Source organism: Fodinibius sp. SL11 (assembly GCF_052060035.1).
Taxonomy (GTDB): Bacteria; Bacteroidota; Rhodothermia; order Balneolales; family Balneolaceae; genus Fodinibius.
Genome location: NZ_JBPOEA010000003.1, coordinates 238778 through 265039, shown reverse-complemented (window position 1 = coordinate 265039; position 26262 = coordinate 238778). Strand labels below are relative to the sequence as shown.

The window sequence follows — 26262 nt, the reverse complement described above, 5'->3', positions numbered from 1 at the left end:
CAGCCCCCGCGGATTGGGAATCAAATATTAGCCGGGATTAGCTAATTTCAATTTGTTTCTTCACTTTGTCTTCGTTCTTGTCGATGCTGATATTCAGCAAACCATTTTCGTAGGTTGCTGCAATACTTTGCTCATCAACATTGTCTGGCAATTGGAAAGAGCGTTCGAAGGAACCATATTTGGTTTCTACGCGATGATATTTTTTGCCTTTTTCTTCATTTTCAAAGCTGCGTTCACCGCTTATGGCCAGACGCCCATTTTCCAGGCTAATGGTAATATCTTCTTTCTCCATACCGGGAAGTTCAGCAGAAATCAGAAACTGATCGTCTGTTTCTGAAATATCGATACTTGGGACAAAATTATCACGACGGCTGCTAAGCGCATCGTTGAAAAATTCGTCCATGATATCAGAAAATTGTTTGTTTGCTACATCTCGACTTGGTCGGTTATATCTCATCAAAGTCATAATAGACACCTCGTAAGTGAATTTTATTTTTGAAAATATTAGTTGAATTAAACTCACTTTTATAGATGCAACACCTGTGCCAATGGGTGTTCATGGACGATGTACTGACATTCAGCCAATATCGATATGCGTTTTTTGCAGAGTTGTGACAGCCGGATGCAAAAAATGTCACTGGCCCATCGCCAAAGCGTCAGCTACGCTGTATTTGTGACAGTAGAAGCCGGTGTAGGGTACAGGACTTGGTTAAATATAATCAGGGTTCCCTGAATAGATCATTTAATCTGTATGTTACCTTTCAGAGTTGAAATTAACAGCTTGGAAAAAGTTGCTTACTGCTAACTTCCGTAGCTTTGATTCCACTCTTTGGCGATAAGGAAAGCCATCTCTAAACTTTGCTGATAGTTTAGGCGTGGATCACAATAGGTTTCGTAATTTTTGTGAAGTTGTCCCTCGTGTAATCCGTTGGCCCCACCGACACATTCGGTAACATTATCGCCGGTAAGTTCCAGGTGCACTCCGCCCAGATAGCTGCCCAGGTCTCGGTGTATGGCAAAGGTCTTTCGGATTTCAGAAATGATTGCATCAAAATTACGAGTTTTGACGTTTTCATCCGTCTTGAAAGTATTGCCGTGCATAGGATCGCAGCTCCATACTACCGGCATACCCTCATGTTTAATGTTTTTGATAAGGTCAGGAAGCCCATTTTCAACCTCATCTTTTCCAAACCGGGTAATGAGTACAATTTTTCCTTGTTCGTGGATGGGGTTTAGCCGCTCAATCAACTTTAAGGTATGATCCAGATCATAATTCGGACCAATTTTTATGCCAATCGGATTGCGAATACCCCGCAGATACTCTACATGGGCTCCACCCAGATCGCGGGTTCTGTTTCCGAGCCAAACCATGTGAGCGCTTAGATTATACCAACCCTCACGACGGGGAACCTGCTGTGTTTGCGCAGAGTCATAATATAAATTCAAGCCCTCGTGAGAGGTATAAATATTAATTTTTTGGGTCGTGCTAAATTCATTGGGCGTTATGGTCTCCATAAAATTAACGGCCTTTTGGATAGAATTGACCATAGCCTCATAATCTTTGTAATACTCGTTTTCTTTCATGAAATCGAGTTCCCAGTACTCCGGGTGATGCAGATCGGCAAAACCTTCATCCGACAGGGCTCGTAAAAAGTTGAGCGTAAGCGCCGCTTTATTGTATCCCTCAATCAATCGGTTGGGATCAGGCTTTCGTGCTTCTTTCGTAGGAGTAATACTGTTAATAAGATCGCCGCGATAATTGTGGATTTTCTCACCATCAACAATTTCATAGTCGCGAGATCTTGGTTTGGCATACTGCCCGGCAATTCGTCCCACGCGTATAACAGAGGTTTCCATTTCGTGGATGAGAATGAAACTCATTTGCAGCAAAACCTTCAGCAGGTTTACTATTTTTGGGGATTTGCAATCCGCAAAGCTTTCGGCACAATCGCCCCCCTGTAGCAAGAAGCTCTTGCCGGCACCGACATCAGCCAGCTTTTTCTTAAGAGCTTCAACTTCCCACGAAGTTATAAGAGGAGGGTTGTTGCTTAACTCATTATAGGCCTGCTCCAGTGCTGCTTGGTCCGGATATTTCGGAAGTTGTTTTACCGGAAATTGTTTCCAGGATTGGGGAGACCAGTCTTTGGGATTTGCTACTTCAGAAGCCACTGATTTTTTGGAGTACATTAATGCTTGACCGATTATTTGTCCTTCTAATAAAACCCCTAAGGTTACCGAAAATTACGGATAGGAGCAATTATCAGAAGTTATAGGGTGTTAAAATATTGTGTGTGTCAAAAACCAAACTGTTAGCTGATTGGTTCCAGTGCAAATACCCCATCTTTATTAATGTAGCCATATTTTTCTCCCAGCTTGACCATAGCATAATTGCCCTTGAAATGCCATGCTTTATCGTAGATGGGTTCCGCAATAATCTGTCCGCGCTCATTAATGAACCCATATTTCCCATTCTGCTTTATTATTGCTCTGCCTTCATGAAAAGAGAACGCCTTCTCATAAACAGGTTCTATGATGATTTTACCTTGTCTATTGATATAGCCGTATTTTTTCTGTTCCAAATTTTCGTTATCAACCGGCATTGCAATGACAGCTTTACCCTCCGAAAATGGTTCTGCTTCCAGAAATTTCGAATCGATAATAACGGCCCCACTTTTATTAATATATCCCCATTGTTTAAAGCCCAGTTGTACCGGAGCCAGCCCCTCGGAAAACGATTTTGCTTTTGGGTATTTGGCCGGTATCACCAATTCACCGGAGGGATTGATATATCCCCATTCGTGGTGTTCTGATGTTTGAATAAGGGCAAGGCCTTCACTAAAGCTGTTTGCCATTTCGAATTGAGGCTGGATTTCAAAATCCCCTTTTTGATTAATAAAGCCCCAGTTTCTTCGTTTGTGTTGTTGCACGGGAGCCAGGCCATCGCTAAAGGATTGTGCATTTTGAAATTGGGGTTCTATGATATAGTCACCATTCCGGTCGATAAACCCATATTGTCCGTAACTACGGACCAGGGCTAAACCATTTTTGAAGTTTTGGGCATAATCAAACTGGGGTTCGATAACAATATTGCCATCTCGGTTGATGTAGCCAATGGTCCCCAAAAAATTGATGGCTGCCAAGCCTTCAGAAAAGGTGTATGGCCAAACCCTATTGTTAACAAACTTGAATTGAGGTTCTATTTGTTGCTCAAGAGTACTATCTAAAAAGCCTACTTCTTCGTCTTTTAAATAGGGATATAAAAAATCACCGGTGGATTCTGTAGGTTCTGAGGATTTACAAGAGGTCAAAAGTATGGTAATGACTACTACGATAATACCCTTCCAAACTCGCGCTGACATAGCAATATGATGCTGATCTTTTGAGGTTTACTGTTGTGCTTTTTACCCTGATACTGGGTTTATGTTCCTTTATCTAAACTCAGGTCATCAGGTGCGATAGGAGTTTGCAGGGATGGTATCTGCTCCTTCGATAAGGCTTCTGTAGATGACTGCGGTAGCCATGGTTGTCAGGGGGTAAGTGAAAATCACACCTATTCCAAACAGCAGGGCACCGATGATATTTAGAAATACCACTGCAACTCCGAATACAAAGAGTTCCAAGAGGAGGTCTTGTGACAAATTATAACTCTTTTGCAGGGCCGTAAATGAAGTATCTCCGTTTTCGATTATGAAGTAGGGGAAGAATTGAAATCGGATGGCAATCCAGATGCCGGGAGCTATCAGCAGGAGTAGTCCGACCGAGACAGCCAAACCATATATAAGACTGGCGACAAAATAGCTGAAAAAGATGCTGAAGTTATTGAACATATCAGCAACTCTTACATGAGCATCTTGCACGAGTAGCAACATTAATTTGGTAAAGCCGAGACTCAAGAATATTTGCACGGCAGTTAAAAAGAAAGAAATAAATTGTGTTTTTATGGTTGGATTCTCGGGGGCGCGCATCATAAAATAGATTTGCGGAACAACCGCTAAAACGATAAAAGTAAGAACAGCACCAATAATAAATGAGGCGTATGATTTATACTGCCGAAAACTAAATTTGAAAAGAGATGCTAAATCGATAGAAAGCTGTTGCATAACTATTGAATGAAACGCTGATATTATCCGTTATCTTACCTGATTTCGATGATGGAAATCTGTTATTAATTATAAACTTCAAAAGATACGATTTATCCTTATCTTTTAAAGTTTTATTGAATCCCAAAATCTGTATTACCCTTGCGAGAAAATATCGTTATTCGCGGTGCCCGCGAACACAATTTGCAAAACTTAGACGTTAACATCCCCCGCGAAGAACTTGTGGTTTTAACCGGAATATCCGGGTCGGGGAAATCATCATTGGCTTTTGATACTATTTATGCTGAAGGTCAGCGTCGGTTTCTGGAATCGCTTTCTGCTTATGCCCGGCAGTTTTTAGGGATGATGGAGCGGCCTGAAGTTGATTTTATTGATGGTCTTTCGCCGGTTATTTCTATCGACCAGAAAACGACCAATCGGAATCCTCGCTCTACGGTGGGTACGGTTACCGAAATTTATGATTTCCTGCGCCTGCTTTATGCTCGTGTTGGAGTGCCGTATTCCTGGAAGTCGGGGAACAAGATGGAAAAACAGACGGCTGACCAGGTAGTGGCTACTATTTTGGATATGCCCGAGGGTACCAAGGCGTATTGCCTGGCACCGGTGGTGCGTGGACGAAAAGGGCATTACCGCGAGCTGTTTGAGCAGACCATGAAACAGGGTTTTGTACAGGTTCGCGTGGATGGAGAGTTCATGGATCTTGAAGAGGATATGAAGGTGGACCGCTATAAAAAACATGATATTGAAGTTGTGGTCGATCGCTTTGTAATCAATGAAAAGAGCGAAAAACGTATTGCCGAAAGTGTTCGGCTGGCACTTGAGATGGCTGAAGGGAATGTGGTTTTAGCCGTACCCGAAGAGGATGATGGAGAGGTTAAATTTACGGATCACCTGTATTCACAGAATCTTTTTGATCCGGAAAGTGGGTTGGCGTATGAAGATCCCGCGCCTAATATGTTTTCATTTAACTCTCCCTATGGCGCCTGCCAGCATTGCGACGGACTTGGCTATACCTACGATGTCAATCGTGATTTGGTGATCCCCAATAAGGAGCAAACGATTGAACAAGGAGCTATTCGGTATTTGGGAGAGCCGCGCGACATTTTTGCCTTTAAGCAGATCCAAGCAGTGCTCGATTCGGTTGGGCTCGATTTTGAAACCCCGATCAAAGCGTTTACTGATGAGCAGCTGGAGCTACTTTTTGAGGGCGGCGGTGATACAAAATACGATGTCAGCTATGATTTTCGCGATGACAACGTTACCTACAAGCACTCCTTCAAGGGACTGCGGAATATGATCCTTGAAAAGTACGAGGAGAGCAATTCCAACAAACAGCGCGATAAGGCCAAGGCGTTTATGAGCAAAATTGACTGCCCTGAATGTGGTGGCGGTCGGCTTAATAAAGAGGCACTTTCGTACCGCATTGATGGCTACACGATCGACGAGTTAGTACAAATGGATATTGATACGCTGCGTAGTACGATCAATACTCTGAACCTGACTGAGCGTCAACAGAAAATAGGCAGCCAGGTATTAAAAGAAGTGCGCGACCGCGTGGATTTTCTGCTCAATGTTGGATTAAATTACTTGACGCTTGATCGCGAAGCGCAGACACTCAGCGGCGGAGAAGCACAGCGCATCCGACTGGCTACGCAGATTGGTACTCAGCTGGTAGGGGTCCTTTACATTTTGGATGAGCCCAGCATTGGTCTGCATCAGCGGGATAATATAAAGCTTATCAATTCGCTTGAAACACTTCGCGATCTTGGCAACAGTGTAATTGTAGTTGAGCATGATCGGGAAACCATTGAATCGGCCGATTATGTAATTGATATGGGGCCCGGAGCCGGTGAATACGGTGGGGAAATTGTGACGGAAGGGCGGCCCGAAGATCTCGACCCCGATTCAATGACGGCCAAGTTTTTGAAGGACGAGGAAGTTGTTCCTTATCCCGATGAACGGCGCGAGGGTAACGGTAAGTCGGTCCGGCTGGAAGGTGCACGAGGCCATAATCTTAAAGAACTGGATATTGATATTCCCCTGGGTAAATTTATCTGTGTAACAGGTGTCAGTGGAAGCGGGAAGAGTTCACTGATTAATCAGACGCTGGAACCCATTCTTTCTTCCGAGTTTTATAACTCGAAATCGGTACCCTTGCCATTTGACGAAGTACATGGCATCGATAATCTGGATAAAATTATTTCGGTGGATCAGAGTCCGATTGGGCGCACGCCGCGATCAAATCCAGGCACATATACTAAGGTATTTGATCACATTCGTAAGCTTTTTGCCGAACTTCCCGAGTCAAAAATTAGGGGCTACGACCAAGGACGATTTTCATTCAATGTAAAAGGAGGCCGCTGTGAGGCTTGTAATGGTGATGGCGTTCGTAAAATTGAGATGAATTTTCTGCCGGATGTCTATGTAGATTGCGAAACATGCAATGGAAAGCGCTACAACCGGGAGACGCTTGAAATCTATTATAAAGGCAAAAATATTTCTGATGTGCTGAACATGTCGGTCAACGAGGCACATGAGTTTTTTGATTCGGTGCCCGCTATTAATCGCATTCTGGGCACACTTGTGGATGTGGGGCTTGGGTATCTGCGATTGGGACAACCCAGTACAACGCTCAGTGGTGGTGAGGCTCAGCGTATTAAGCTTGCCCGTGAACTTGCCAAAGTGGGTACCGGTGATACGCTATATATCTTGGATGAGCCTACAACCGGGTTACATTTCCAGGACGTTCGTATGCTCGTAGATGTGGTTCAGCAGCTGGTTGATAAAGGAAATACGGTGATAGTAATTGAGCATAATCTTGACCTTATTAAAGCGGCTGACTGGATTATTGATCTGGGACCTGAAGGTGGTGTTGGCGGTGGAGAAATTATTGCCAAGGGTACGCCCGAAGAAGTTGCCCAAATGGAAGAAAGTGATACCGGTCAATTTTTGAAGGAAGAGTTTGAACGTGAGGGGCGACAGGCGGTTACTGCTTCTTAAAAGATCTCGACGGAGATTTTTTATCCACAAAATTTGGTAGGTTTACAGACTTTTATCAATATTTATCCGGATCAATTAACAAACACCCTTTATTATGAGTTTATTTGCAAAATGCATGACTGTATTTCTGATCTTGGCGGTCGCAATTACTGTATTATTTGATGTCGTACTTTATCCGGATATGCCATTGTCCTCTAATCTTTTATTTGGATCGTTTGCGTCCATTATGTTGGCAATATTTTATGGCTGGATGGATGAGATGTTTATATCAAAGCATCAGCCGGGAGTGCAAGAATAGCGTTTATTAATAAGGCAAGCATTGGGCCGGTAGAAAAAGGTTTGTCCCATACTTACATTCTCCCTATTTTCTGCCACTGATGAATCGACTTCGTACACATATAATTCGCATTACGGTAATTGCTGTAATCTGTACAGGTTTTGGGCTGTATATGATACAGCAAACCCAGGTAAATCAGTCATCGGAGGCTTTTGCAAGCTGGTTAACGACCAAGGTGAAGGCTTCTGACAGTGTTACTTTACAAAAGGAGTTAGATGATCTTCGGAAGTCAACTACTCAGTTGGATGAGTTTATAAAAGGGGCGTCCCAGATTTTGGAAAGTAACGACGAGACCCTTGATTTTTCTTTTGCAGGATCAACGGTTTCAATGCACTTCTACCAGCTGTTGCTTATTGAATGGAGTCAATTTCAAACCGGTAATGCCATGGCTGGTATTCCTATTCCATCAATTACCAAAGGGTTGGGTTCTGTTGTTTTGGATCAAAAGGGAGCAATAGGATCAGCTTCTGCTGTATCGCTCATATCCAAACATCTGTTTCTTATTAAAAATTATACGGCAGAATCTGATGAGTTTTTTGCTATGGCAATGCAGCCGATGACAGAGGGCATTGCTATTGGGGCCCCGTAGGTGAAGCAGGAACAACTCTATTCTTTATTTATGCCTCGCAAAAGCGGGATATCGTACTGCAAAATGACATTCTATTCTTAATTTTTAAAAATAACTTATCATGAAAGATAATGGATTTAAAATAGGTTCTATTGTCGCCTTTCTGGCAATTACAATCTATTATTTATGGCCGACAGTGGTTAATACGTTGGAGCAAAACTATATTGAGGACTTACCGGAAGCCGAGCGTGCTGAATATGTGGAAGAAAATACACAGCGGTTGCAAGAGTTACGTCAGAACTCCTTGTCGCTGGGACTTGACCTGCAGGGCGGTATGCACGTAACGTTGGAAGTGGGTACTGCACAATTCTTAAAAGAATTAGCGGGAGATAACATTGATACAACACTTACTAATGTTATTGATGAAGCAAAAAGTCTGGCCCAGGAAAACAATACCGACTTTATCAATGAAATGGTCCAATTGTTTGAACAGCGTTATCCTGATGGTCGGTTAAGTCGTTATTATCGTTCTGATACTGAGAATATTACTCGTCGGTCTTCAAACGAAGAAATAAGAAGTTATTTGGAACAACAGCGAACTTCTGCGGTAGATCGGGCAATGGAAATTATCCGCTCTCGTGTTGATCGCTATGGTGTAACCGAGCCTGCGATCTTTAAGCAGGGGAACAACCGGGTTGTGGTTGAGCTCCCGGGGGTATCCAATAAACAACGTATTCGGGATCTGTTGAAAGGTACAGCCCGCCTCGAATTTCGCTTGGTAGGGCAGCCAGATCAAATAAGTAATGCGAAAGATCGAGTAGTAAACTATTATGATCAGGTTGCTTCGGATACTACAGATGCTGTTGAACAGGGGGCTGCGTCCAATCCATTGCTTGAGGTGTTAAATCCCCGTGGCCGTAATCCGTATTCTTTTGGATACTCAACGGGAAGAGACACTGCTCGGGTAAATGAATTACTGCAGCGTTCTGAAGTGCAGGAGCTAATACCCCGAAATATTGAACTAATGTGGGGGGCTTCTCCGTTTACAGAAACCGAGCAGGGGCAAGAGCTTTTTGAGCTTATTGGCGTTCGTTCCGAAATTGAGCTCACCGGTGATGTGATTTCTGAGGCCAGTGTTAACTTTGATCAGGCTACTAACCAGCCCCGGGTCTCGATGAATATGAATGCCGAAGGTGCCCGGCGTTGGGCACGTATTACCGGTGCTAATATCGGTAAACCCATTGCAATTGTTCTTGATGGCTATGTGTATTCCTATCCAAATGTTGAAACCAAGATTGCAAATGGACGTTCGTCAATTTCGGGATTAGAAAGCGTGCAGGAAGCCGAAGACCTTGTTAATATTCTGCTTTCCGGTGCTCTTCCTGCTCCCCTTGAAATTGTAGAGGAGCGCACGGTTGGGGCAACCCTTGGAGAAGATTCCATTCAGGCAGGTTTTTATTCTACACTCATAGGATTGGTTATCGTAGCTATTTTTATGATTGTTTATTATCGAACTGGTGGAGCCATTGCCGATCTTGCCTTGATTCTAAATATCATCTTTATATTGGGTATTTTAGCGGCCTTTAAAGCAACACTCACCTTACCCGGTATTGCGGGTATTGTGCTTACTATTGGTATGGCCGTGGATGCCAACGTGCTGATATTTGACAGGATCAGGGAGGAACAACGAGCTGGAAAGACAATTCGCGCCGCCATTGAAGGCGGTTACTCCAACGCTATGAGTGCTATTATGGATGCCAACATTACAACATTCTTCGTTGGTATTATTCTCTATAGTTTTGGCGTTGGACCCATTAAAGGTTTTGCGGTTACACTGATGGCTGGTATTGTTGCCTCATTATTTAGTGCGATTGTGATTACTCGTGTTATTGTGGATTACCTGACGCGAGACAAATCCGCAGAAATCAGCTTCGGTTAATAACAAAGAAATTCAACATTTATAATAAGGGACTTTAATTATGAGATGGTTTGAAAATCCTGATTTTAACTTTCTGAAGGCGCACAAAATTGGTTACTATGTTTCTGGAATTTTGCTTGTGGCCTCTATCTTTGGCATTCTAACAAAAGGTTTGCAATACGGTATTGACTTTAAGGGCGGTAAAGAGTTTGTCCTTAAGTTTGAGCAGCCGGTTGAAGTAACCGATATCCGTTCAGAGCTTACAGAACCACTGGACGGAACACCGGTGGTTAAGCTATTTGGTTCTCCGGAAGAAGTATTGATCCGTACAGATAATCCAAAAGACATTTCGGTGGTACAGACACTTATCACTGATACAATGGCTGAGTTATATTCCAATAACCCCGCTACGGTTATTAAAACCGATATTGTGGGGGCTCGATTTGCCGAAGATCTAAGGCAGGGGGCTTTGAATGCAATTATTTTTGCCCTCATCGTAATCTTCATTTATATACTTATTCGGTTTAAAAACTGGACTTATTCTGCAGGTGCGGTAGCAGCATTGGCACACGATGTGTTAATTGTGGTAGGAATATTCACCTTTCTCGTAGATATTGTACCGTTTAGCCTGCAAATGGATCAGTCGATAATTGCCGCCTTCTTAACGATTGTGGGTTACTCGCTTAACGATACCGTGGTTGTATTCGACCGGATTCGGGAAAACAGTTTACTATATAAAACAATGGATCATGATGAGATGGTAAACAGGAGTTTAAATGATACATTGAGTCGTACCGTAATTACCTCTTTGACCACCTTTTTTGTGGTAACCATTCTATTTATATTTGGTGGTGAAGTGCTTAAAGGCTTTTCTTTTGCATTGATGCTTGGTGTGATTATTGGTACTTACAGTTCTCTGTTTGTAGCAAGTTCAACAGTCGTTGAGATTCAGCGCTATAAAGAAAAAGCTTAAACCTTAACTCCTAATATTAACCAGCGGGGAGCGATCAAATGAATTTTAATGTATCTGAAAGATATAATTGTGTCGTAATTGAATTTAAGGGCAACGTGATGGGAGGCCCTGATGCCGTAAAACTTAATGAGAAGCTTCACGAGCTTATCGAAGAAGACAGAACCAACGTTATTGCAGATTTGGGTAAAGTGAAGTTTATGAACTCTTCGGGTTTGGGAATGCTAATTGGCGGACTCACTACAATGCGTAAAGCAGGTGGTGATCTTCGTATTGCAAATGCAACAGATAAAATTGAAAGTCTGCTGGTTATCACCAAATTGATTACTGTTTTTAAGCACTTTAAAACGCTCGAAAAAGCAGTACAATCATACGGTAATTCCAAAGAGGAAGAGTAAAATAGGTAAAATTTAATTTATGAAAGGGGTGACTTCTCACCCCTTTTTTTATGTCAAATAGATATTATGGCCATTCGTGTTGTTGTAGGAGCCCAGTGGGGCGATGAGGGAAAAGGTAAAATTGTGGATCTGCTTAGTAAAGATGCCGACTATGTAGTTCGGTATCAGGGAGGAGCTAATGCCGGCCATACCCTTGAGTTTGATGATCAAAAAATTGTGCTGCATCTCATACCATCGGGTATTTTCAATGGTGATGCCACATGTATTATCGGCAATGGAGTGGTTATCGATCCGTTTGCCCTGCTTGAAGAGATCCAAGAAGTGGAAGAAATTGGAGGTGATCTTAAAGGTCGATTAAAAATAAGTAGCTCCGCTCATGTTATTCTTCCATATCATCAACTGCTGGATCAGGTAAAAGAAGAACATCGCGGCGACGATGCTATTGGCACCACCGGACGAGGTATCGGTCCGGCTTACGTAAGCAAAGTTTCAAGGGTAGGTATTCGCATGTCAGATCTTTTTCACCCTGCAGCACTGCGTAAGAAATTACAAGATAATCTTGCGGATATTAATGAGGCCTTACAGTATGTGTATGATCATGAAACCATTGAGGCTGAACCTATAATTGATGATCTGCTTGAAGCAGCCAATACGTTACAGCCGTATATCACAAATACCTCTGCGTTATTGCACGATGCGATTGAAAACGGTGATGAAATTTTACTTGAAGGAGCTCAGGGAAGTCTGCTTGATGTAGATCACGGAACCTATCCATTTGTAACATCTTCTTGTCCAACTTCAGGCGGGGCTTGTACAGGTTCGGCTATTCCTCCCACTGCAATTAAGAAAGTGATGGGTATTACTAAAGCTTATTGCACACGTGTTGGAAATGGACCTTTCCCCACAGAGTTGGATAATAATGCCGGGGAAAAACTTCGCGAAGCGGGTCAGGAATTTGGCGCCACAACAGGACGTCCCCGCCGTTGTGGCTGGATTGATCTGGTTGCTCTTAAATATGCAGTGCGCTTAAACGGCATGAACGAGCTTACGGTAACCAAACTCGATATACTGGATGATTTTGATGAGATAAAACTTTGTACTTCCTATCGTATTGATGGGGAAGAAACTGAAGTCTTTCCATTAGATCTGCCGGATATTGACGAAATTGAGCCTGTTTACACGACTATGCCCGGCTGGAATGAATCATTGGAAAATTGTGGCTCTATTGAGGAATTTCCCAAAGCAGCTAAAGAATATCTCCAATTTATTGAAGACTATTTGGGCATTGAATTGACGATACTATCCAAAGGCCCAAAACGATCAGAGACCATCGTTCTATAACTTTTTATGGTAAAAAAAGTTTTGTAGAAAATGACTAATTGTTCTTGATATATATAGGATGAATGCCTTATATTTGGAACTCTTTGAAAAGCGGTTGAGAAGCCAAATGTATAAGCGGGAGTAGCTCAGCGGTAGAGCATCTCGTTGCCAACGAGAAGGTCGCCGGTTCGACTCCGGTCTCCCGCTCTCAGGAAAAAGCTCTTGCAGTTCTCTGCAGGAGCTTTTTTATTTTTTGAGCTAAAAATTTCCATTCTTTTAAACGGGTTCCTTATTTGCATTCACTCCAAAAATGCTTATATGGCTATGTAGAGGAATCTTGTTTGGGTATTTAATTTTAGCTTTATGGACGAGCCAAGAGATTTATAAATTTTAAGAAAAAAGAGTATTGATGAAATATAGAAAATTAGGAAACAGCGGTCTAATCGTCAGTGAAGTAGGATTGGGAACGATGCAATTCGGGGAAGCCATGCAGATGGGCGGACTCGGGCAGAAGGAGACTAATAAGATGGTTGATTTTGCGCTGGATCATGGGATCAATTATATCGATACGGCGGATGTTTATAGTCTGGGTGAAAGTGAAGAACTGTTAGGTAATGCACTCAAGGGGAAGCGCGAAGATATTGTGCTTTCAACCAAGTGTCGGTTGCCGATGGATGACAATATCAATCACAGCGGAGCGACCCGTGTGAATATTATGCGAGAAGTGGAAGCCAGCCTAAAACGCCTGCAAACGGACTATATCGATCTGTACCAGATGCACAGCTGGGATCCGTATACGCCCCTGGAGGAAACCCTTCGGGCATTAGACGATCTGGTTCGTCAGGGCAAAGTGCGGTATATTGGGTTAAGTAATTATATGGCCTGGCAAGCTGCAACAGCTTTAGGGTTGCAGGAGCGGCAAGGACTTGAAAAATATATAACGGCACAGATGTACTATAGCTTGGTCGGGCGCGACCTTGAGGACGATTTTATGTCGTTTGCAAACTACCATGATATGGGTATTATTGTCTGGAGCCCTCTGGCCGGTGGTTTCCTGACCGGTAAGTACGACCGTGATAATCCGCCCCCGGAAGGAAGCCGTTTTGCTGAAGCCGGACAGTTTGTGCCTTTTGATATTAACAAGGGTTTCGAAATTGTGGACGCGTTAAAAGATATTGGTGAGCGTCACGGAGTGAGCCCGGCTCGTGTTGCCCTGGCATGGACACTTTCTCGAGATAATATCAGCAGCGTGCTTATTGCCGCTCGAAAACTCGAGCATCTTGAGGATAACATCAAAGCGGTGGATCTTGAACTGACTGACGACGAAATTGAATTGCTTGATGAGGTGTCTGATACTGGCATACCTTATCCCCGATGGATGGTGTTGCAACAGGCGCAAGCAGAAGATCCGCGGGCACGAACGCTGGAGCCGGAAAAATTCGAGGATGGCGGACCTTGGGAGGACCTTCGGTTTAAGAAGATGCCCCTTGAGGAGTAAAAGCGCTATTACTGAGATATTTAACATTAAAATGGACAAAGTAAGGGCACGACTAATCGTGCCCTTACGTATTAAATCGGTTGTTGGAACATGTTTTTGAAATAGGTTCAGCAATATTTTTACTGGCGTAATCCTTTATTAAACTCACCTATTTGGAATGGTCTTTTTCTCTAACTGAAAAAAGCAGTTTCCATACTTAAAACTTTTCTCTTTCTTAAAAATATCACTTAAGAAAAAGAAAATACTATGGATATACTATACGCCCGGTTAGAACAACTTTTTGAGCAATTTCTGGAAAAGCTACCTGAATTTCTGTTTGCTTTGCTGGTTTTGGTCTTATTCCATTTTATTGCAAGAGGCGGCAGAAGAGTTTACCAGAATGTATTAGATCGTACCCCTTTGACCTTATCAAATATTAAGTTTTTCGGGAAGTTAATTTATGGTCTCATTTTTCTTGTAGGTATTCTTATAGCGCTCAATATTTTGGGTTTTTCGGGCATTGCAACCAGCATTTTAGCCAGCGGTGGTATTACAGCGGTGGTCTTGGGCTTTGCATTCAAAGACATCGGCGAAAATTTTCTCGCTGGTTTTTTCATGGCCTTTAGCCGTCCCTTTACAAACGGTGACCTTATTGAGACTGAAGGAGTAGTGGGGCGCGTGCAAAATATCGAGTTACGGCATACGCATATCAAAATGGCAAATGGCTGTGATGTTTTTATCCCCAGTTCACAATTGCTTGCCAAACCGTTATATAACTATACAAGAGATGGGTATCGCCGCGGTTTTTTTACAGTTGGTATAGATTATCGCGATGATGTCCAAAAAGCATGTCGGGTTCTTTTAGATGTGATCAAGGAAAACAACAATATCATCAAAAAGCCTGAACCTATAGTACAAACTACTGGCTTAACTCCAAACTTTGTTGAATTAACAGGGTATTTTTGGATCAAAGTGGATATTTCCAAGCAGGAGATTTTTCTGGCTAATGTCAAATCAGAGCTGATGGATCAGGCACGTACGGCCTTAGGCAAAAATGACTTTACGTTCAGCTCTGAGGTTTCCACCGCGGTAGATTTGAGTGAAGTTAATGTCAGGCTGGATAATGCTTCTGAGTCGTCAAAATAAAAATGGTCAAATTGTTGCCATATACTGCGCTATTTTTATTAACTTCCAGTCACTGGAAATCAATTCTTATAAATTAGCTTAATGATCGACAAGCCACGCGATTATTGCGGCATTTTTGGGATGCAAAACCATCCCGATGCAGCCCTTCTCACCTATTACGGATTACATGCATTACAACACCGGGGACAGGAATCAGCAGGAATTGTAACCTCATATTATGATGAGGAAAAAAATCGGTGGGTTATGCCCGCACACCGCGATTTTGGATTGGTGTTGAATGTGTTTGACGACCAAAAGGTTTTTGAAAAGGAACTGAAAGGAACAGCAGCTATTGGACATAACCGGTATTCTACGACGGGAGCATCCAAAAATCCCGCAAATATACAGCCATTTCGGGTGCACTATCGAAGCGGTAATATTGCGATAGGGCATAATGGAAATCTGGCAAATGCCAAACAGCTGCGTGATCGGTTCAGGGAGGATGGAGTCCTTTTTCAAAGCACCTCTGATACCGAACTTATTTTGCACCTGATATCACACAGCAAAAAAGAGACACAGCTTGAGCAAGTTTTAGATGCTCTCGATCAGGTTGAGGGAGCATACAGCTTGGTGATGTTGACAGACAAAAAGTTGATTGCAGTACGCGATCCCAATGGTTTTCGTCCATTGGCGCTGGGCAAAGTTGACGGCTCGTATTGTGTGGCAAGCGAAACCTGTGCCTTTGATATTATCGATGGGGAATATATTCGTGATATCGAACCCGGTGAAGTATTGGTAATGGATCAGGATGCAACGGCCGATTCGGAGCCGAAGTCGTATCACCTGGATGCGGAATATGGGACGGATACCAGTCAGTGTATTTTTGAGTATGTGTATTTCTCACGTCCTGACAGCAAAATTTTTGGCGAAAATGTTGATAAAGTACGTCGCAATTTGGGTAAATATCTGGCTAAAGAGCATCCCGTTGATGAGGTTATACGTAATGCTCCCGGAGATAAAAAGCCGATTATTATTTCAGTTCCCGATTCAAGTAATACAGCCGCCTTGGGATATGTGCATGAAAATCAAAAATTGGGTCATGCCTGTAAATTTGAGATTGGATTGATCCGAAATCATTATGTGGGGCGTACTTTTATATCACCGGGACAAAAATCTCGGGAGCAGAAAGTGCGAACCAAGTTCAATACGGTGCAGGGAGTGATCGAAGGACGTTCGGTTATTATTGTAGATGATTCGATTGTGCGCGGAACGACTTCGCGTTATTTAGTGGATATGATACGGAGGGATAATCCGGCCGAAGTGCACTTTATGGTAAGTTCACCTCCCATCATTAGCCCCTGTTATTACGGAATGGATTTCCCCACTCCTAAAGAATTAATGGCTAATAGGTTTGATCGCAATATCGAGGAAATGGCTAAAGAGATTGGAGTGGATAGCTTACGGTATTTATCCCCTGATGGATTGGTAAATGCCGTAAAAGAGGCGAATGTATCACCCAAAGGGTATTGTACCGCCTGTTTTACCGAAGAGTATCCTGTACCGGTTAACTTTGGCATTGAAAAAGAGGATAACGAAATAATATAATGCCATTTAAAAAAGCCGATTTTGTTACCAGTGCCCCTTCTCTGGATGTTTGTCCTGATCCTTATTTCCCCGAGATCTGTTTTGCTGGTCGTTCTAATGTGGGTAAATCATCTTTGATTAATGCATTAGTTGATCACAAAGGGTTGGCGCGTACCAGTAACGTGCCGGGTAAAACCCAGCAGATGAATTATTATCAGGTGGATGACAAGTTGTTTTTAGTTGATTTGCCGGGATTTGGCTATGCCCAGGTATCAAAAGAAGAACGAGAGCGCTGGGGACGAGATATTCGCGATTATCTGCTTGAAAGATCTACGCTGAGACTGGTACTGCATTTGGTGGATATTCGACATGAGCCCAGCGACCTTGATGAAGAATTTTTCTACTGGTTGGGAACCAATCGACTGCCGTTTGCCGTGGTGCTAACGAAGGCTGATAAACTTTCTTACAACAAGCAACAACAATCCAAATTTCGCCTTCAAGGAATTTTGGATGAGATGAATATTGAAGTCCCAATTATTGTCAGTTCGACTAAAGACAAAAAGGGAATAGGAGACATCAAACAATTAATAACTGAATTTGCCGAATTTTAAATCAATCAAAATTCCACATACCCATGTCATTTAAAGTTTTACTGTTAGATAACGTTGATGAACGCTGCGAAAAAGTTTTTGAAGAACGAGGAATCGAAGTCGTCCGAAACCACAATTTAAGTGGACAGGCACTGTTTGATGAAATAAAGTCCTACGATGGTATTGTGGTGCGGAGTTCTACAGATGTGACGCCAGAAGTATTAAAAGCTGCAGAAAATTTAAAGGTCGTAGGTAGAGCCGGAGTGGGCGTTGATAATATCGATATTGATGCAGCTACAGCCCGCGGTGTGTTGGTCATGAATACGCCCGATGGAAATACGATTTCTACCGCAGAACATACCTGTGGGATGATTTTAGCAATGGCGCGTAACATACCACAGGCCGTGCAGAAAGTGAAAAGCGGCGGTTGGGATCGCAAGAAGTACATGGGGACTGAAGTTCATAACAAGACCCTTGGTATTGTGGGACTCGGGAAAATTGGTGGTGAAGTGGCCAAGCGCATGAAAGAATTTGGAATGAATGTGAAAGCATACGATCCCTTTGCCTCAGTGGAACGGGCTGAAAGTCTGGACGTAGAACTACTTGAGCTCGATGAGTTACTTTCCGAGACCGATTTTCTGACGGTACATACTCCGCTGACGGAGAAGACCAAAAACTTGATTTCGATGGACAACGCTGATCAGCTAAAAAAAGGAATGTACCTTGTGAATTGTGCCCGCGGGGGGATCTATAAAGAAGAGGATCTGAATACGCTTATTGATGAGGGATATATTGAAGGTATTGCACTGGATGTTTATTCCAGTGAGCCGCCCACCGAAGAACTTTACGAGTTATTAAAGCATCCTCAAATTATTACGACCCCGCACCTTGGGGCCTCTACTGAGGAAGCACAGGAAAAGGTGGCCGAACAGATTGCACACCAGATGGCGGATGCACTGGAGCAGAAAAGTTTTAAAGGAAGCCTGAATGGTAAATCGATCTCCTTGATTACCAATAAAGAGGTGCAGCCTTATTTAAAACTGGCTGAAAAGCTGGGAAGTGTTGCCATTCAGCTGGCACCTGAGCACGCTAATGAATTTTCGTTTGAATACAGTGGTACGTGTACTAAATTTGCCGATGTGTTAACTGATTCTATCCTGAAAGGAATTTTGTCGCATCACGTAAGTGAATCGGTTAACCTTATTAATGCTCGTCACTATGCCGAGGAACGCGGCTTGAATATCCGTGAAACAACAGCAACTCAGACCAAAACATTTAATGACTTGATAACCATCAAGCTTAATGAAGAAGCTGATTATAAAAAGATTTCAGCTACGGTTTTTGGGGAGGATGATTATCGCATTGTCGAGATTGACGGATTTGGTATTGAGCTTCGCCTGGAGGGGGATATCATCATGTATCAAAACGTGGATAAACCAGGGATGTTGGCATCAGTCAGCAGTACCTTGGCCAACCAAGATATTAATATTGCTAATTTGAGCTTGGGACGCACCACAAAGGGAGAGAATGCCATTACCGCGGTTTCGGTTGATAAAAGTATGTCTGATGAGGAGCTGAAGCCAATTCTTGGACTCGAAGGTATAAGAGCATTACAATATATAAGTTTATCGGCGAACTGATTGGAATAACTTTCAAAATAAAATTTGTGTAATGCATATCGATCATATTGGTATAGCGGTTAATGATTTGGAGGAAGCGGTGGAAACCTACGAAAAGCTTCTGGACGGAGAATGTTATAAACGCGAAGTCGTAGAAGATCAAAAAGTAGAAACGGCTTTTTTTCGTACAGGTGAATCGAAGGTTGAGCTGTTGGGAGCAACGGATTCTGACTCGGTGATCAGCAAATACGTATCCAAAAAGGGAGAAGGCATGCATCATGTGGCTTTTGAGGTTGAGGATATCCATGCCGAGCTTGATCGGTTACGAGAAGAGGGATTTACGGTATTGAATGATGAACCCAGTCGCGGGGCTGACAATAAGTTGGTGGCTTTCGTACATCCGAAAGATAACCACGGGGTGCTGGTTGAATTATGTCAAGAGCGAGCTTAATTTTCTTGAGCGTTACTAGATTATAAGAATCTATGTAAAGAAACTTTGTTTGTTATGGAAGCTAACAAAGAACAACAAGAGTGTATCAAAGAGCTTAAAGATGTGTTGGACAAGAGTTTGGAAGGGGCCGTAATATCTGATATGCGCCAGGAGGATCGGCCGTTAACTTATTGTAACGACACCTTTCTTGAAATGACAGGATATCAAAGGGAAGAAGTGATTGGAAGGAATTGCAGGTTTCTCCAGCAGGATGATCGCCAGCAAAAAGGACTCGATGTTTTACGAGAAGCCATAAAAAACCATGAACCGTGCAAGGTTGTTCTCCCAAACTATAAGAAAAATGGGGAACTTTTTTTGTAACCGACTCAGTATCTCTCCTATTACTAATCAAAACGGGAAGTTAACGCACTATATGGGACTTCAAGACGATGTTACTGATATCATCGCCTTGGACCGGAAACTGTCGGATGTTGAAGAGGAACGCAAGGTGCTAATTTCTGAAGTTCATCATCGGGTCAAAAATAATCTTGCGGTAATGTCCAGTCTTATGGAATTGGAGCAAAGCAGTGATCAGCAAAACAATGTGCTTGAAAAAGGTAAGCTCCAGATTGATTCAATGGCTACGGTACACGAAAAGCTCTATCAAAAAGAAGGGTTCGCTTACTTAAATTTGACTGATTTTATTGAAGATCTAAGAAATTCGGAGTTAGTAAATGCGGGTCAATTTGATCTGGATTTGGAATATGATTTTGCGTTAGATAATGTAGAAGTCAATATCAATCAGGCAATTCCTTTATCTATTATTGTCAGTGAATTGATTGAAAATGTTTATCGGCATGCATATCCCGCTCAATTAAAGGGCCGAATTTCTATAAAGCTGATAGAAGACGACAACGGAGTTGTTACAATAGGAATCGTGGATTTTGGCAAGGGCTTTCCCGAAAATATTGACATTTTTGCATCCGGTACCATTGGATTTACGGTTATAAATACCTTGTTAGCACAATTAGGGGCTGAGGCAGAAATTATAAAAGGGGATGAAATTGGTTTTGGAATTAGAATTAGATTTCAAAAATCTGATGATCCCGGTTCTTCGCAACATTACAGGATTTTGAGCAATAATTAGTCACGGAGTTAGGTAAAACATACCTCGTATAAATTAAGATATAGATACATATAGATGTTGAGTTTTGCCGCCGACCGCCCTATCTTTAGCAATTCTAATTCTGGATAGAAAGTAGTTCTTTTTAAAATATTGACATGTGGTAATCGGGACGTGGCTCAGCCAGGTAGAGCACTCGACTGGGGGTCGAGGGGTCGCTGGTTCAAATCCAGTCGTCCCGACTTTTAGAAGCCTTCTGATAGCTTTTGATAGCTGTTAGGAGGCTTTTTTGTTTTAGAAGATGTTTTTTCTGATCAACGGATGACCATATACGCACCAATTGTTATCGCATTGTTATAAAAAAGCCCTGCCGAATTTAAATCAGATAGGGCTTAAGATTAGCTATTCTTAAAAACCTAAACTTTTATTTGAATAGTCTATTTTTTTTTCGATTGCAATGAAAAACATCTACAAAGTAAAACTGAAGAGTTCCATTTGCATGAAACAATAAACAGACCTATGCTTAGCAGATGATATATGTTATGGCGCAAGTAGCCTCTCCCTTGATGAAGCATTTATACAATAGGATTAAAAGATGATTTCTTCGAATATTTTTATGAACCAGTTCATAAAAAGGAATAGAAAAAGAATTGGTTCAGCCTGTTTGTTGGTTATGTGCATATTGTTTGTGGGTGTGGATAATACGTTAGCTCAATCAGCGGATAGCTCAGTTGCTGGATCGGAAAAAGTACCCCGATTTATTCATGCAGAAATTATTTACGCTGATATTGATGCCACCAATAACCGTTTAGTTATTGTACTAAGTGATGGGATATGGCAATACGATTTAGGTTCGGGACAGTGGCAATTTTTGTCAGACGTAAAAGCGTTGCCAGAAGATTTTTTTGAGTTCGAATTTGCCTATAATAATGAAAAGAATGTATTGCGCTTTTGGGACCGCGGCGTGGGGCGCGTTTTTGAGGTTGAACCTGAAACTTTTAGCGTTAAAAGAATTGATCAATCTCACACTCATAAAAACCAGTTTAAGCACCAACCCTTTATTAAAGAGGGCGATATTTATGCTTTCGGAGGATACGGGTACTGGATCTGGAAAAATTATATTACTTATTACAACTCGAAACTGCAGGAGTGGAGCGTGCAAAATGTAAATCCTGAATCCCGAGTGCCAAGTGCTCGTGTTCCTTATGCGGGTTCTTACTCCTCATCGCTGAATAAGCTTTTCGTTTATGGTGGAAATATTCCCAGTCAGGAACAGCGAGCTGATGATCAATATACCGCCAAGAAGTTTAGCAATGATATATGGAGTTTCTCTTTTGCTGATAACTCTTGGCAAAAGATAGCAGAACTTGGTCAAAGTCACCGATTTTATGATCCGTCATCTCTTGTTAGAATACAACGGGTGAATGGGATAAGTGGTTCAGCCTATAGCAATAAAAGTAACATCTGGTACATTCCAACCATTAACGAAGATACTTCTGATGAATTAGTGTTCTTAACGCCGGTTAATACAGCAACGGGGCAGGTAGGGAAATCTTTTTTATTGCCTTCGATTGAGTCAAACCAAATTGTGCCAACCAATTTTCTTTTTAATCGGAGCTCGGGAGATCTGATCGTTGTGGGAATAAAGAAGGTTACGGACCGGGTTGAATACCCTGTTGAAATTATCAGGATTAGTGAGGATTCTCTTTTATCTGAATTACAGTTTCCCTCGTCAGAAGAAGATGGTAGCTGGGTATATGTCCTGTTATTTATCTTACTTGCCGGGTTGACAGGGGCTTATTATCTGAAAAAGCGCTCCCAGCAAAAAGTTAATAGTCCGAAAGAAAAAGAGTTGTTGAGCGAAGAAGGGATTCAGCAAATTCAATGGTTAAAATCAGATGAAAAGCTGCTGCTAAAATATTTGTTTGAAAATCAGGGTTTTCTGGAGTCGATGAAGATTGATGAGGCGGTATGGCCGGATATTGATAATTACGATTACCGCCGAAAGTTGAGAAATGATACCATCAATTCTATCAACAAAAAATTCAGAAACCGATTAGCGGTTGAGTCAGATATCATCACAAGAATGAAAGATCCTGATGATAAACGAAGATATTTGTATGGTTTAGATGAAGATATCGCAGATTTTTAATCTGTAATAACTTTAAAACACTACCCAAAAGAGTAAAAGCAATACAATCATGATACAGGTCACGATTTGAATACCTAACGGTTGATTCGGGAACTCATATCCGCAAATGGGGCATACCTCTGTATCGGCATCAACTTCTACCGCACAACCGGGGCATTCTTTCTTATCCATATCGTTTTAATAAATCCTCATCTTGGCTATTATAGGTTACCGCAGAAAGTAAAACAAGACGAAGAACAAATGAAAATGCAGACTCAGGCAGTGTTGGAGAAGCTAAAAGTAAAAGACCAAGATATACAACTGGACAAAGATCAGACTATTGAATTGGAGTTTTCGGCTATTGATACCGGCGGTGGTTTTAAGGATCCCATGCTTGACTTTTCGATTTCGCTGGGGCATATAACTGAAGAGTTTCAAAACATAAGAGATATCAGTTTCAAGCTTGCCGATCCAAATGATGAGGACAAAGAGGTGTCTTTTTCATTTGAAGGGTATATAACTATGGCCGATCAACAGGTTAACGGACGAATCAAGGAGGATCAGCTCAACAGGGAAGTTATCGGATTCGTGATAAACCTATTACGTTAATGGAAGTGTTCTTCGAGTAGTTTTTGACTGCGGTATTTAATATATCGGTCTTCTATTACGTGTGAATCTCGTATAGCCATTTGGCTTATTTTTTCAAACTGTTCTTTTGCTTCTTGATACCGGTCAAACTCGAGTAATATGTTAGCATATAACATTTGGTTTGTAGGATGATCCGGAGCAATTTCTAAAGCCTTTTGTATAAGCTTTAGGGCCTGTTCTTTTGAAGGCCATCCCATCACTATAGGTATATTGGGAGAGTGAAAATGTACTTGCGCCAGGATACGGTAGCCACCGCCTCCTTGGTATTCAGGATCCTGTTCAATGATTTTTTCGCAAACTCTTCTCAGTTTTTTAGAGATGCCGTTGGTTGCGGCTTTCAAAAAACCGTGCACATCCGCCCAGCGTCCAATATTAGCTGCATACCAGAATTTAATGGGAACTGATTCGGGGTAGCGGTCCATCATTTTCTCACCCAAATTGCGTCCTTTGTCATAAATGTCCTTTTGCTGATCGTTATTTAGCCCGGTAAACATGCCTTTAAAATAATAGGAACGAAGCAGGTAAATTGCTGACTCTTCGGACTTAATATTCTGTTCCAGGGCTGTTTCGAAAAGATCAATAGCCCGGTTAATATTGGTAGGATCTGCTTTGAATGAATCAGCATTAGCAGCGCGTTGGTGGTACATTTTTTTACCGCGATCAAAGGCTGATTGTCCCATTGCATTAGTGAAAGCAACTGCAAGGTATACCCCGAGCAAAGCTATTGCAGCAGTAGCAAATTGCAACTTTGACAAATTGGAGATTTTATATAATCTGGGTACCATCAAATAATTGATTAATTGAAGGAGGTTGCGCTTCAATGAGAATATAAAATGAAGTATGGCATATTCCTTTACCGAATGCAATCAAAGAGTTGAAGGAAATGTCTTAGAGCAATGGAACAAATTGCTCGATCCTCTGTACATATAGTTGGTATTGCTATTGAATCGATGTTGATGTTGGCTCGGGGCTAACTACCCTGAACTAAAAAAAATGATCCCCATGTATATTACTGATCACGACAAGCAGGTTGCTCTAATAAATGAGATGAAACAACTGTGGAAGGACAGCAAAAAGTATGAGGTTTATTACCACCATCCCTATACAAACCAGATGTGGAAAAGTTTTTTTCCACGTGCGAATGATGATGTGTTGGGCCCTAAATTATTGCGTCATGAGCCGGTTCCTAGCGATATTAATGAGCGACTAAATATTTGTTTGGGGGAAGACGCTCCCGAAAATGCTATTGGCTTAGGAATTGAGTGGTCGGCGCGACCCGAAATCTGGCCAGATATCATTCAGGCGTTGGAAAATCGCTACTCGCACTACAATCGCAAGCAGTTAAAACTTTTCCTTGATAACCTTCATCTGGATGAGGCTAAGGAAAAAATGCCTGCAGAAGCTTCGGATGAGGAGCTTGTAGATGTTAAAATTTCAGAGGATACGGTCGGGAATTTAATCTGGCGATCCCGAAAAATACGCATGAAGCGATTTTTTGTATTAGGATAATCCTGTTAATGTTTTACTCCTTTCCCACAATCGAGAAGTGATATCATCATCAAAAGCAATGTCAGCTGGTTCAGCCACGTTTTCATCCTTAAAATATTGGCCGTTCATCGATGTTACATCATCAGATGTAGCCAGATAAATTGTTGTAGCAGCTCCTGAGGTTGGCGATCGCATAAATGGTTTTCCGATCCAATAAAAAAGTTTCATTGCCCAACCGGCCTCTTCCGCCAATTGTGTTCTCACTACTCCGGGATGAAGGCTGTAAGTAGTAATAGAACTATCTGTGGTATGCTTTGCCAGTTCGTGGGTAAACATAACGTTACAGAGCTTGGAAATGCCGTAAGCATTCATCGCAGAATAGTTTTCACTAAGTTGAAGGTTGTCCAGATCAAATACCTTAGCACCCATTTTATGGACTTCTGAGGAAACATTGATAACGCGAGCATCTTCGGATTGTAGAAGTTCAGCCCACAATAAGTTAGTAAGTAGAAAAGGAGCTAAATGATTTACGGCCAGCGTTTTTTCAATGCCGTCGATCGTTTCTTCACGCTCATTGGCAATGAGTCCGGCATTGTTAACAAGCACATCAATTTGATCAAATTCGTTGCTGATCTGCTCAGCCGCATCCTGTACATCTTGCTGTATAGACAGATCAGCAAGAATAATTTTGATGCGCGTATTACCAGTATCTTCTATTATTTCTTGACGAGCAGCTTCAGCGCGTTTTTTGCTTCGACAGATCATAATTACATATGCACCCTTGGCAGTAAAGTTACGGGCTGTTTCTTTACCGATACCCGAATTAGCCCCGGTCACAATACATAACTTGTTTGCTAAGTCCATAATTTTACAGTTGATGGAGAGAATCTTTAATTCAGATTGTGAGACAAAGACGTTACCTTTAGGCGTTTGAACAATAGCTTTACAAATTAAATTTCAGCGATGATTCAAGAATATCTTAATTCAGTTGATAAATTTATAGTTGTGGGCGATCGGGTGCTCATCAAACCGCGCGATATGGAAACCCGAACCAAGAGTGGGCTCGTATTACCTGCTACGGTGAAAGAAAAAGAAGACATCCATAGCGGTTATGTAGTAAAAACAGGACCCGGATATCCTATCCCATCCAATGAAGTGGATGAAGCTTGGAAAGAAACCAGCGAAACCAAATATATTGGAATGCAGGCCGAAGAGGGTGATTTAGCCATATTCATTAAGGATCAAACCCATGAAATTGAGTTCGAAAACGAAAAGTATTTAATTTGTCCACACGCCGCTATTTTATTATTAATTAGGGATGATATGGCTATTAAGTAGAATTTGATATAAGGATCATTCAAATAAATTTAGCCTACTTATTTCTTTTTGAAATAATAGTTTAGGTCATCTCAAATTCATATTCTGCAGGAATGATT

The 26262-nt window shown here is 41.9% G+C and carries 26 protein-coding genes and 2 tRNA genes; 21 read left to right on the top strand and 7 right to left on the bottom strand.

What is annotated here, in order from left to right; translation table 11 throughout:
* Positions 1–37: 37 nt before the first annotated feature.
* The 4 genes from ACQ76V_RS06685 to ACQ76V_RS06670 form a co-directional block, all read right to left on the bottom strand.
* Positions 38–466: an Hsp20/alpha crystallin family protein gene (locus tag ACQ76V_RS06685; protein ID WP_440999711.1), complete on the bottom strand. Its 429-nt coding sequence runs from the start codon at positions 464–466 to the stop codon at positions 38–40.
* Positions 467–801: 335 nt separating this feature from the next.
* The gene (locus ACQ76V_RS06680; protein WP_440999710.1) at positions 802–2187 is read right to left on the bottom strand and encodes a 3-deoxy-7-phosphoheptulonate synthase class II; all 1386 of its coding nucleotides are present in this window, start codon (positions 2185–2187) and stop codon (positions 802–804) included.
* A gap of 122 nt (positions 2188–2309) precedes the next feature.
* Entirely contained in the window at positions 2310–3359 is a 1050-nt protein-coding gene (locus tag ACQ76V_RS06675; RefSeq protein WP_440999709.1) for a WG repeat-containing protein, read from the bottom strand.
* An 87-nt stretch (positions 3360–3446) separates the two neighbouring features.
* Positions 3447–4100 carry a hypothetical protein gene (locus tag ACQ76V_RS06670; RefSeq protein WP_440999708.1) on the bottom strand — a complete coding sequence of 218 codons (654 nt, stop codon included), beginning with the start codon at positions 4098–4100 and terminating at the stop codon, positions 3447–3449.
* A gap of 141 nt (positions 4101–4241) precedes the next feature.
* Between ACQ76V_RS06670 and uvrA the strand changes: the two genes are divergently transcribed.
* The 18 genes from uvrA to ACQ76V_RS06580 all read left to right on the top strand — a co-directional run bounded on the left by uvrA (position 4242) and on the right by ACQ76V_RS06580 (position 22711).
* A complete protein-coding gene (gene uvrA / locus ACQ76V_RS06665) occupies positions 4242–7100 on the top strand; it encodes an excinuclease ABC subunit UvrA (protein WP_440999707.1) in 2859 nt (952 codons plus the stop codon).
* 94 nt (positions 7101–7194) lie between these two features.
* The gene (locus tag ACQ76V_RS06660; RefSeq protein WP_440999706.1) at positions 7195–7398 is read left to right on the top strand and encodes a hypothetical protein; all 204 of its coding nucleotides are present in this window, start codon (positions 7195–7197) and stop codon (positions 7396–7398) included.
* A 79-nt stretch (positions 7399–7477) separates the two neighbouring features.
* The gene (locus tag ACQ76V_RS06655) at positions 7478–8026 is read left to right on the top strand and encodes a hypothetical protein (RefSeq protein ID WP_440999705.1); all 549 of its coding nucleotides are present in this window, start codon (positions 7478–7480) and stop codon (positions 8024–8026) included.
* A gap of 100 nt (positions 8027–8126) precedes the next feature.
* Complete coding sequence (secD, locus tag ACQ76V_RS06650) at positions 8127–9944, top strand: protein translocase subunit SecD (RefSeq protein ID WP_440999704.1); 1818 nt, start codon at positions 8127–8129, stop codon at positions 9942–9944.
* A gap of 40 nt (positions 9945–9984) precedes the next feature.
* Entirely contained in the window at positions 9985–10896 is a 912-nt protein-coding gene (secF, locus tag ACQ76V_RS06645; protein ID WP_440999703.1) for a protein translocase subunit SecF, read from the top strand.
* Positions 10897–10934: 38 nt separating this feature from the next.
* Entirely contained in the window at positions 10935–11291 is a 357-nt protein-coding gene (locus tag ACQ76V_RS06640) for an STAS domain-containing protein (RefSeq protein WP_440999702.1), read from the top strand.
* A 66-nt stretch (positions 11292–11357) separates the two neighbouring features.
* Complete coding sequence (locus ACQ76V_RS06635; protein WP_440999701.1) at positions 11358–12632, top strand: adenylosuccinate synthase; 1275 nt, start codon at positions 11358–11360, stop codon at positions 12630–12632.
* A 114-nt stretch (positions 12633–12746) separates the two neighbouring features.
* Positions 12747–12818: transfer RNA gene (locus ACQ76V_RS06630), tRNA-Gly, on the top strand.
* A gap of 202 nt (positions 12819–13020) precedes the next feature.
* Entirely contained in the window at positions 13021–14109 is a 1089-nt protein-coding gene (locus tag ACQ76V_RS06625) for an aldo/keto reductase (RefSeq protein ID WP_440999700.1), read from the top strand.
* Between the two features lie 246 nt (positions 14110–14355).
* Positions 14356–15234, top strand: a complete 879-nt coding sequence (locus ACQ76V_RS06620; protein ID WP_440999699.1) for a mechanosensitive ion channel family protein — start codon at positions 14356–14358, stop codon at positions 15232–15234.
* Positions 15235–15315: 81 nt separating this feature from the next.
* Positions 15316–16818: an amidophosphoribosyltransferase gene (purF, locus tag ACQ76V_RS06615; RefSeq protein ID WP_440999698.1), complete on the top strand. Its 1503-nt coding sequence runs from the start codon at positions 15316–15318 to the stop codon at positions 16816–16818.
* Positions 16818–17408 carry a ribosome biogenesis GTP-binding protein YihA/YsxC gene (gene yihA, locus ACQ76V_RS06610; RefSeq protein WP_440999697.1) on the top strand — a complete coding sequence of 197 codons (591 nt, stop codon included), beginning with the start codon at positions 16818–16820 and terminating at the stop codon, positions 17406–17408. Before purF ends, yihA begins: the two co-directional genes overlap by 1 nt.
* Positions 17409–17431: 23 nt before the next feature.
* Positions 17432–19027, top strand: coding sequence for a phosphoglycerate dehydrogenase (gene serA / locus ACQ76V_RS06605; RefSeq protein ID WP_440999696.1), 1596 nt, complete (start codon positions 17432–17434; stop codon positions 19025–19027).
* Positions 19028–19058: 31 nt separating this feature from the next.
* Positions 19059–19457 (top strand): methylmalonyl-CoA epimerase, encoded by a 399-nt coding sequence (mce, locus tag ACQ76V_RS06600; RefSeq protein WP_440999695.1) that lies wholly within the window; start codon positions 19059–19061, stop codon positions 19455–19457.
* A 54-nt stretch (positions 19458–19511) separates the two neighbouring features.
* Entirely contained in the window at positions 19512–19817 is a 306-nt protein-coding gene (locus ACQ76V_RS06595) for a PAS domain-containing protein (protein ID WP_440999694.1), read from the top strand.
* A 52-nt stretch (positions 19818–19869) separates the two neighbouring features.
* Positions 19870–20583: a sensor histidine kinase gene (locus ACQ76V_RS06590; RefSeq protein WP_440999693.1), complete on the top strand. Its 714-nt coding sequence runs from the start codon at positions 19870–19872 to the stop codon at positions 20581–20583.
* 144 nt (positions 20584–20727) lie between these two features.
* Positions 20728–20801, top strand: a tRNA-Pro gene (locus ACQ76V_RS06585).
* Positions 20802–21232: 431 nt separating this feature from the next.
* On the top strand, positions 21233–22711 hold the full coding sequence (locus ACQ76V_RS06580; RefSeq protein ID WP_440999692.1) for a kelch repeat-containing protein: 1479 nt from the start codon (positions 21233–21235) through the stop codon (positions 22709–22711).
* A 12-nt stretch (positions 22712–22723) separates the two neighbouring features.
* Here the strand turns inward: ACQ76V_RS06580 and ACQ76V_RS06575 are convergent, their stop codons facing one another.
* Positions 22724–22882, bottom strand: a complete 159-nt coding sequence (locus ACQ76V_RS06575; RefSeq protein WP_440999691.1) for a zinc ribbon domain-containing protein — start codon at positions 22880–22882, stop codon at positions 22724–22726.
* 69 nt (positions 22883–22951) lie between these two features.
* On the opposite strand from ACQ76V_RS06575, the gene ACQ76V_RS06570 reads away from it, so the two are divergent.
* A complete protein-coding gene (locus ACQ76V_RS06570) occupies positions 22952–23299 on the top strand; it encodes a hypothetical protein (protein WP_440999690.1) in 348 nt (115 codons plus the stop codon).
* Here ACQ76V_RS06570 and ACQ76V_RS06565 read toward each other — a convergent pair.
* Positions 23296–24123, bottom strand: coding sequence for a tetratricopeptide repeat protein (locus tag ACQ76V_RS06565; RefSeq protein ID WP_440999689.1), 828 nt, complete (start codon positions 24121–24123; stop codon positions 23296–23298). The two genes, ACQ76V_RS06570 and ACQ76V_RS06565, sit on opposite strands and share 4 nt — an antisense overlap.
* A gap of 217 nt (positions 24124–24340) precedes the next feature.
* Between ACQ76V_RS06565 and ACQ76V_RS06560 the strand changes: the two genes are divergently transcribed.
* A complete protein-coding gene (locus tag ACQ76V_RS06560; protein ID WP_440999688.1) occupies positions 24341–24847 on the top strand; it encodes a hypothetical protein in 507 nt (168 codons plus the stop codon).
* Here ACQ76V_RS06560 and ACQ76V_RS06555 read toward each other — a convergent pair.
* Positions 24839–25690, bottom strand: a complete 852-nt coding sequence (locus tag ACQ76V_RS06555; RefSeq protein WP_440999687.1) for an SDR family oxidoreductase — start codon at positions 25688–25690, stop codon at positions 24839–24841. The two genes, ACQ76V_RS06560 and ACQ76V_RS06555, sit on opposite strands and share 9 nt — an antisense overlap.
* A gap of 99 nt (positions 25691–25789) precedes the next feature.
* On the opposite strand from ACQ76V_RS06555, the gene ACQ76V_RS06550 reads away from it, so the two are divergent.
* Positions 25790–26164: a co-chaperone GroES gene (locus ACQ76V_RS06550; RefSeq protein WP_440999686.1), complete on the top strand. Its 375-nt coding sequence runs from the start codon at positions 25790–25792 to the stop codon at positions 26162–26164.
* Positions 26165–26262: the final 98 nt, after the last annotated feature.

Excerpts from the sequence above, each read along its gene's own strand:
- ACQ76V_RS06685 (WP_440999711.1), bottom strand. The coding sequence starts at position 466 with ATGACTTTGATGAGATATAACCGACCAAGTCGAGATGTAGCAAACAAA.
- ACQ76V_RS06680 (WP_440999710.1), bottom strand. The coding sequence starts at position 2,187 with ATGTACTCCAAAAAATCAGTGGCTTCTGAAGTAGCAAATCCCAAAGAC.
- ACQ76V_RS06675 (WP_440999709.1), bottom strand. The coding sequence starts at position 3,359 with ATGTCAGCGCGAGTTTGGAAGGGTATTATCGTAGTAGTCATTACCATA.
- ACQ76V_RS06670 (WP_440999708.1), bottom strand. The coding sequence starts at position 4,100 with ATGCAACAGCTTTCTATCGATTTAGCATCTCTTTTCAAATTTAGTTTT.
- ACQ76V_RS06660 (WP_440999706.1), top strand. The coding sequence starts at position 7,195 with ATGAGTTTATTTGCAAAATGCATGACTGTATTTCTGATCTTGGCGGTC.
- ACQ76V_RS06655 (WP_440999705.1), top strand. The coding sequence starts at position 7,478 with ATGAATCGACTTCGTACACATATAATTCGCATTACGGTAATTGCTGTA.
- secD (WP_440999704.1), top strand. The coding sequence starts at position 8,127 with ATGAAAGATAATGGATTTAAAATAGGTTCTATTGTCGCCTTTCTGGCA.
- secF (WP_440999703.1), top strand. The coding sequence starts at position 9,985 with ATGAGATGGTTTGAAAATCCTGATTTTAACTTTCTGAAGGCGCACAAA.
- ACQ76V_RS06640 (WP_440999702.1), top strand. The coding sequence starts at position 10,935 with ATGAATTTTAATGTATCTGAAAGATATAATTGTGTCGTAATTGAATTT.
- ACQ76V_RS06635 (WP_440999701.1), top strand. The coding sequence starts at position 11,358 with ATGGCCATTCGTGTTGTTGTAGGAGCCCAGTGGGGCGATGAGGGAAAA.
- ACQ76V_RS06625 (WP_440999700.1), top strand. The coding sequence starts at position 13,021 with ATGAAATATAGAAAATTAGGAAACAGCGGTCTAATCGTCAGTGAAGTA.
- ACQ76V_RS06620 (WP_440999699.1), top strand. The coding sequence starts at position 14,356 with ATGGATATACTATACGCCCGGTTAGAACAACTTTTTGAGCAATTTCTG.
- purF (WP_440999698.1), top strand. The coding sequence starts at position 15,316 with ATGATCGACAAGCCACGCGATTATTGCGGCATTTTTGGGATGCAAAAC.
- yihA (WP_440999697.1), top strand. The coding sequence starts at position 16,818 with ATGCCATTTAAAAAAGCCGATTTTGTTACCAGTGCCCCTTCTCTGGAT.
- serA (WP_440999696.1), top strand. The coding sequence starts at position 17,432 with ATGTCATTTAAAGTTTTACTGTTAGATAACGTTGATGAACGCTGCGAA.
- mce (WP_440999695.1), top strand. The coding sequence starts at position 19,059 with ATGCATATCGATCATATTGGTATAGCGGTTAATGATTTGGAGGAAGCG.
- ACQ76V_RS06595 (WP_440999694.1), top strand. The coding sequence starts at position 19,512 with ATGGAAGCTAACAAAGAACAACAAGAGTGTATCAAAGAGCTTAAAGAT.
- ACQ76V_RS06590 (WP_440999693.1), top strand. The coding sequence starts at position 19,870 with ATGGGACTTCAAGACGATGTTACTGATATCATCGCCTTGGACCGGAAA.
- ACQ76V_RS06580 (WP_440999692.1), top strand. The coding sequence starts at position 21,233 with ATGTGCATATTGTTTGTGGGTGTGGATAATACGTTAGCTCAATCAGCG.
- ACQ76V_RS06575 (WP_440999691.1), bottom strand. The coding sequence starts at position 22,882 with ATGGATAAGAAAGAATGCCCCGGTTGTGCGGTAGAAGTTGATGCCGAT.
- ACQ76V_RS06570 (WP_440999690.1), top strand. The coding sequence starts at position 22,952 with ATGAAAATGCAGACTCAGGCAGTGTTGGAGAAGCTAAAAGTAAAAGAC.
- ACQ76V_RS06565 (WP_440999689.1), bottom strand. The coding sequence starts at position 24,123 with ATGGTACCCAGATTATATAAAATCTCCAATTTGTCAAAGTTGCAATTT.
- ACQ76V_RS06560 (WP_440999688.1), top strand. The coding sequence starts at position 24,341 with ATGTATATTACTGATCACGACAAGCAGGTTGCTCTAATAAATGAGATG.
- ACQ76V_RS06555 (WP_440999687.1), bottom strand. The coding sequence starts at position 25,690 with ATGGACTTAGCAAACAAGTTATGTATTGTGACCGGGGCTAATTCGGGT.
- ACQ76V_RS06550 (WP_440999686.1), top strand. The coding sequence starts at position 25,790 with ATGATTCAAGAATATCTTAATTCAGTTGATAAATTTATAGTTGTGGGC.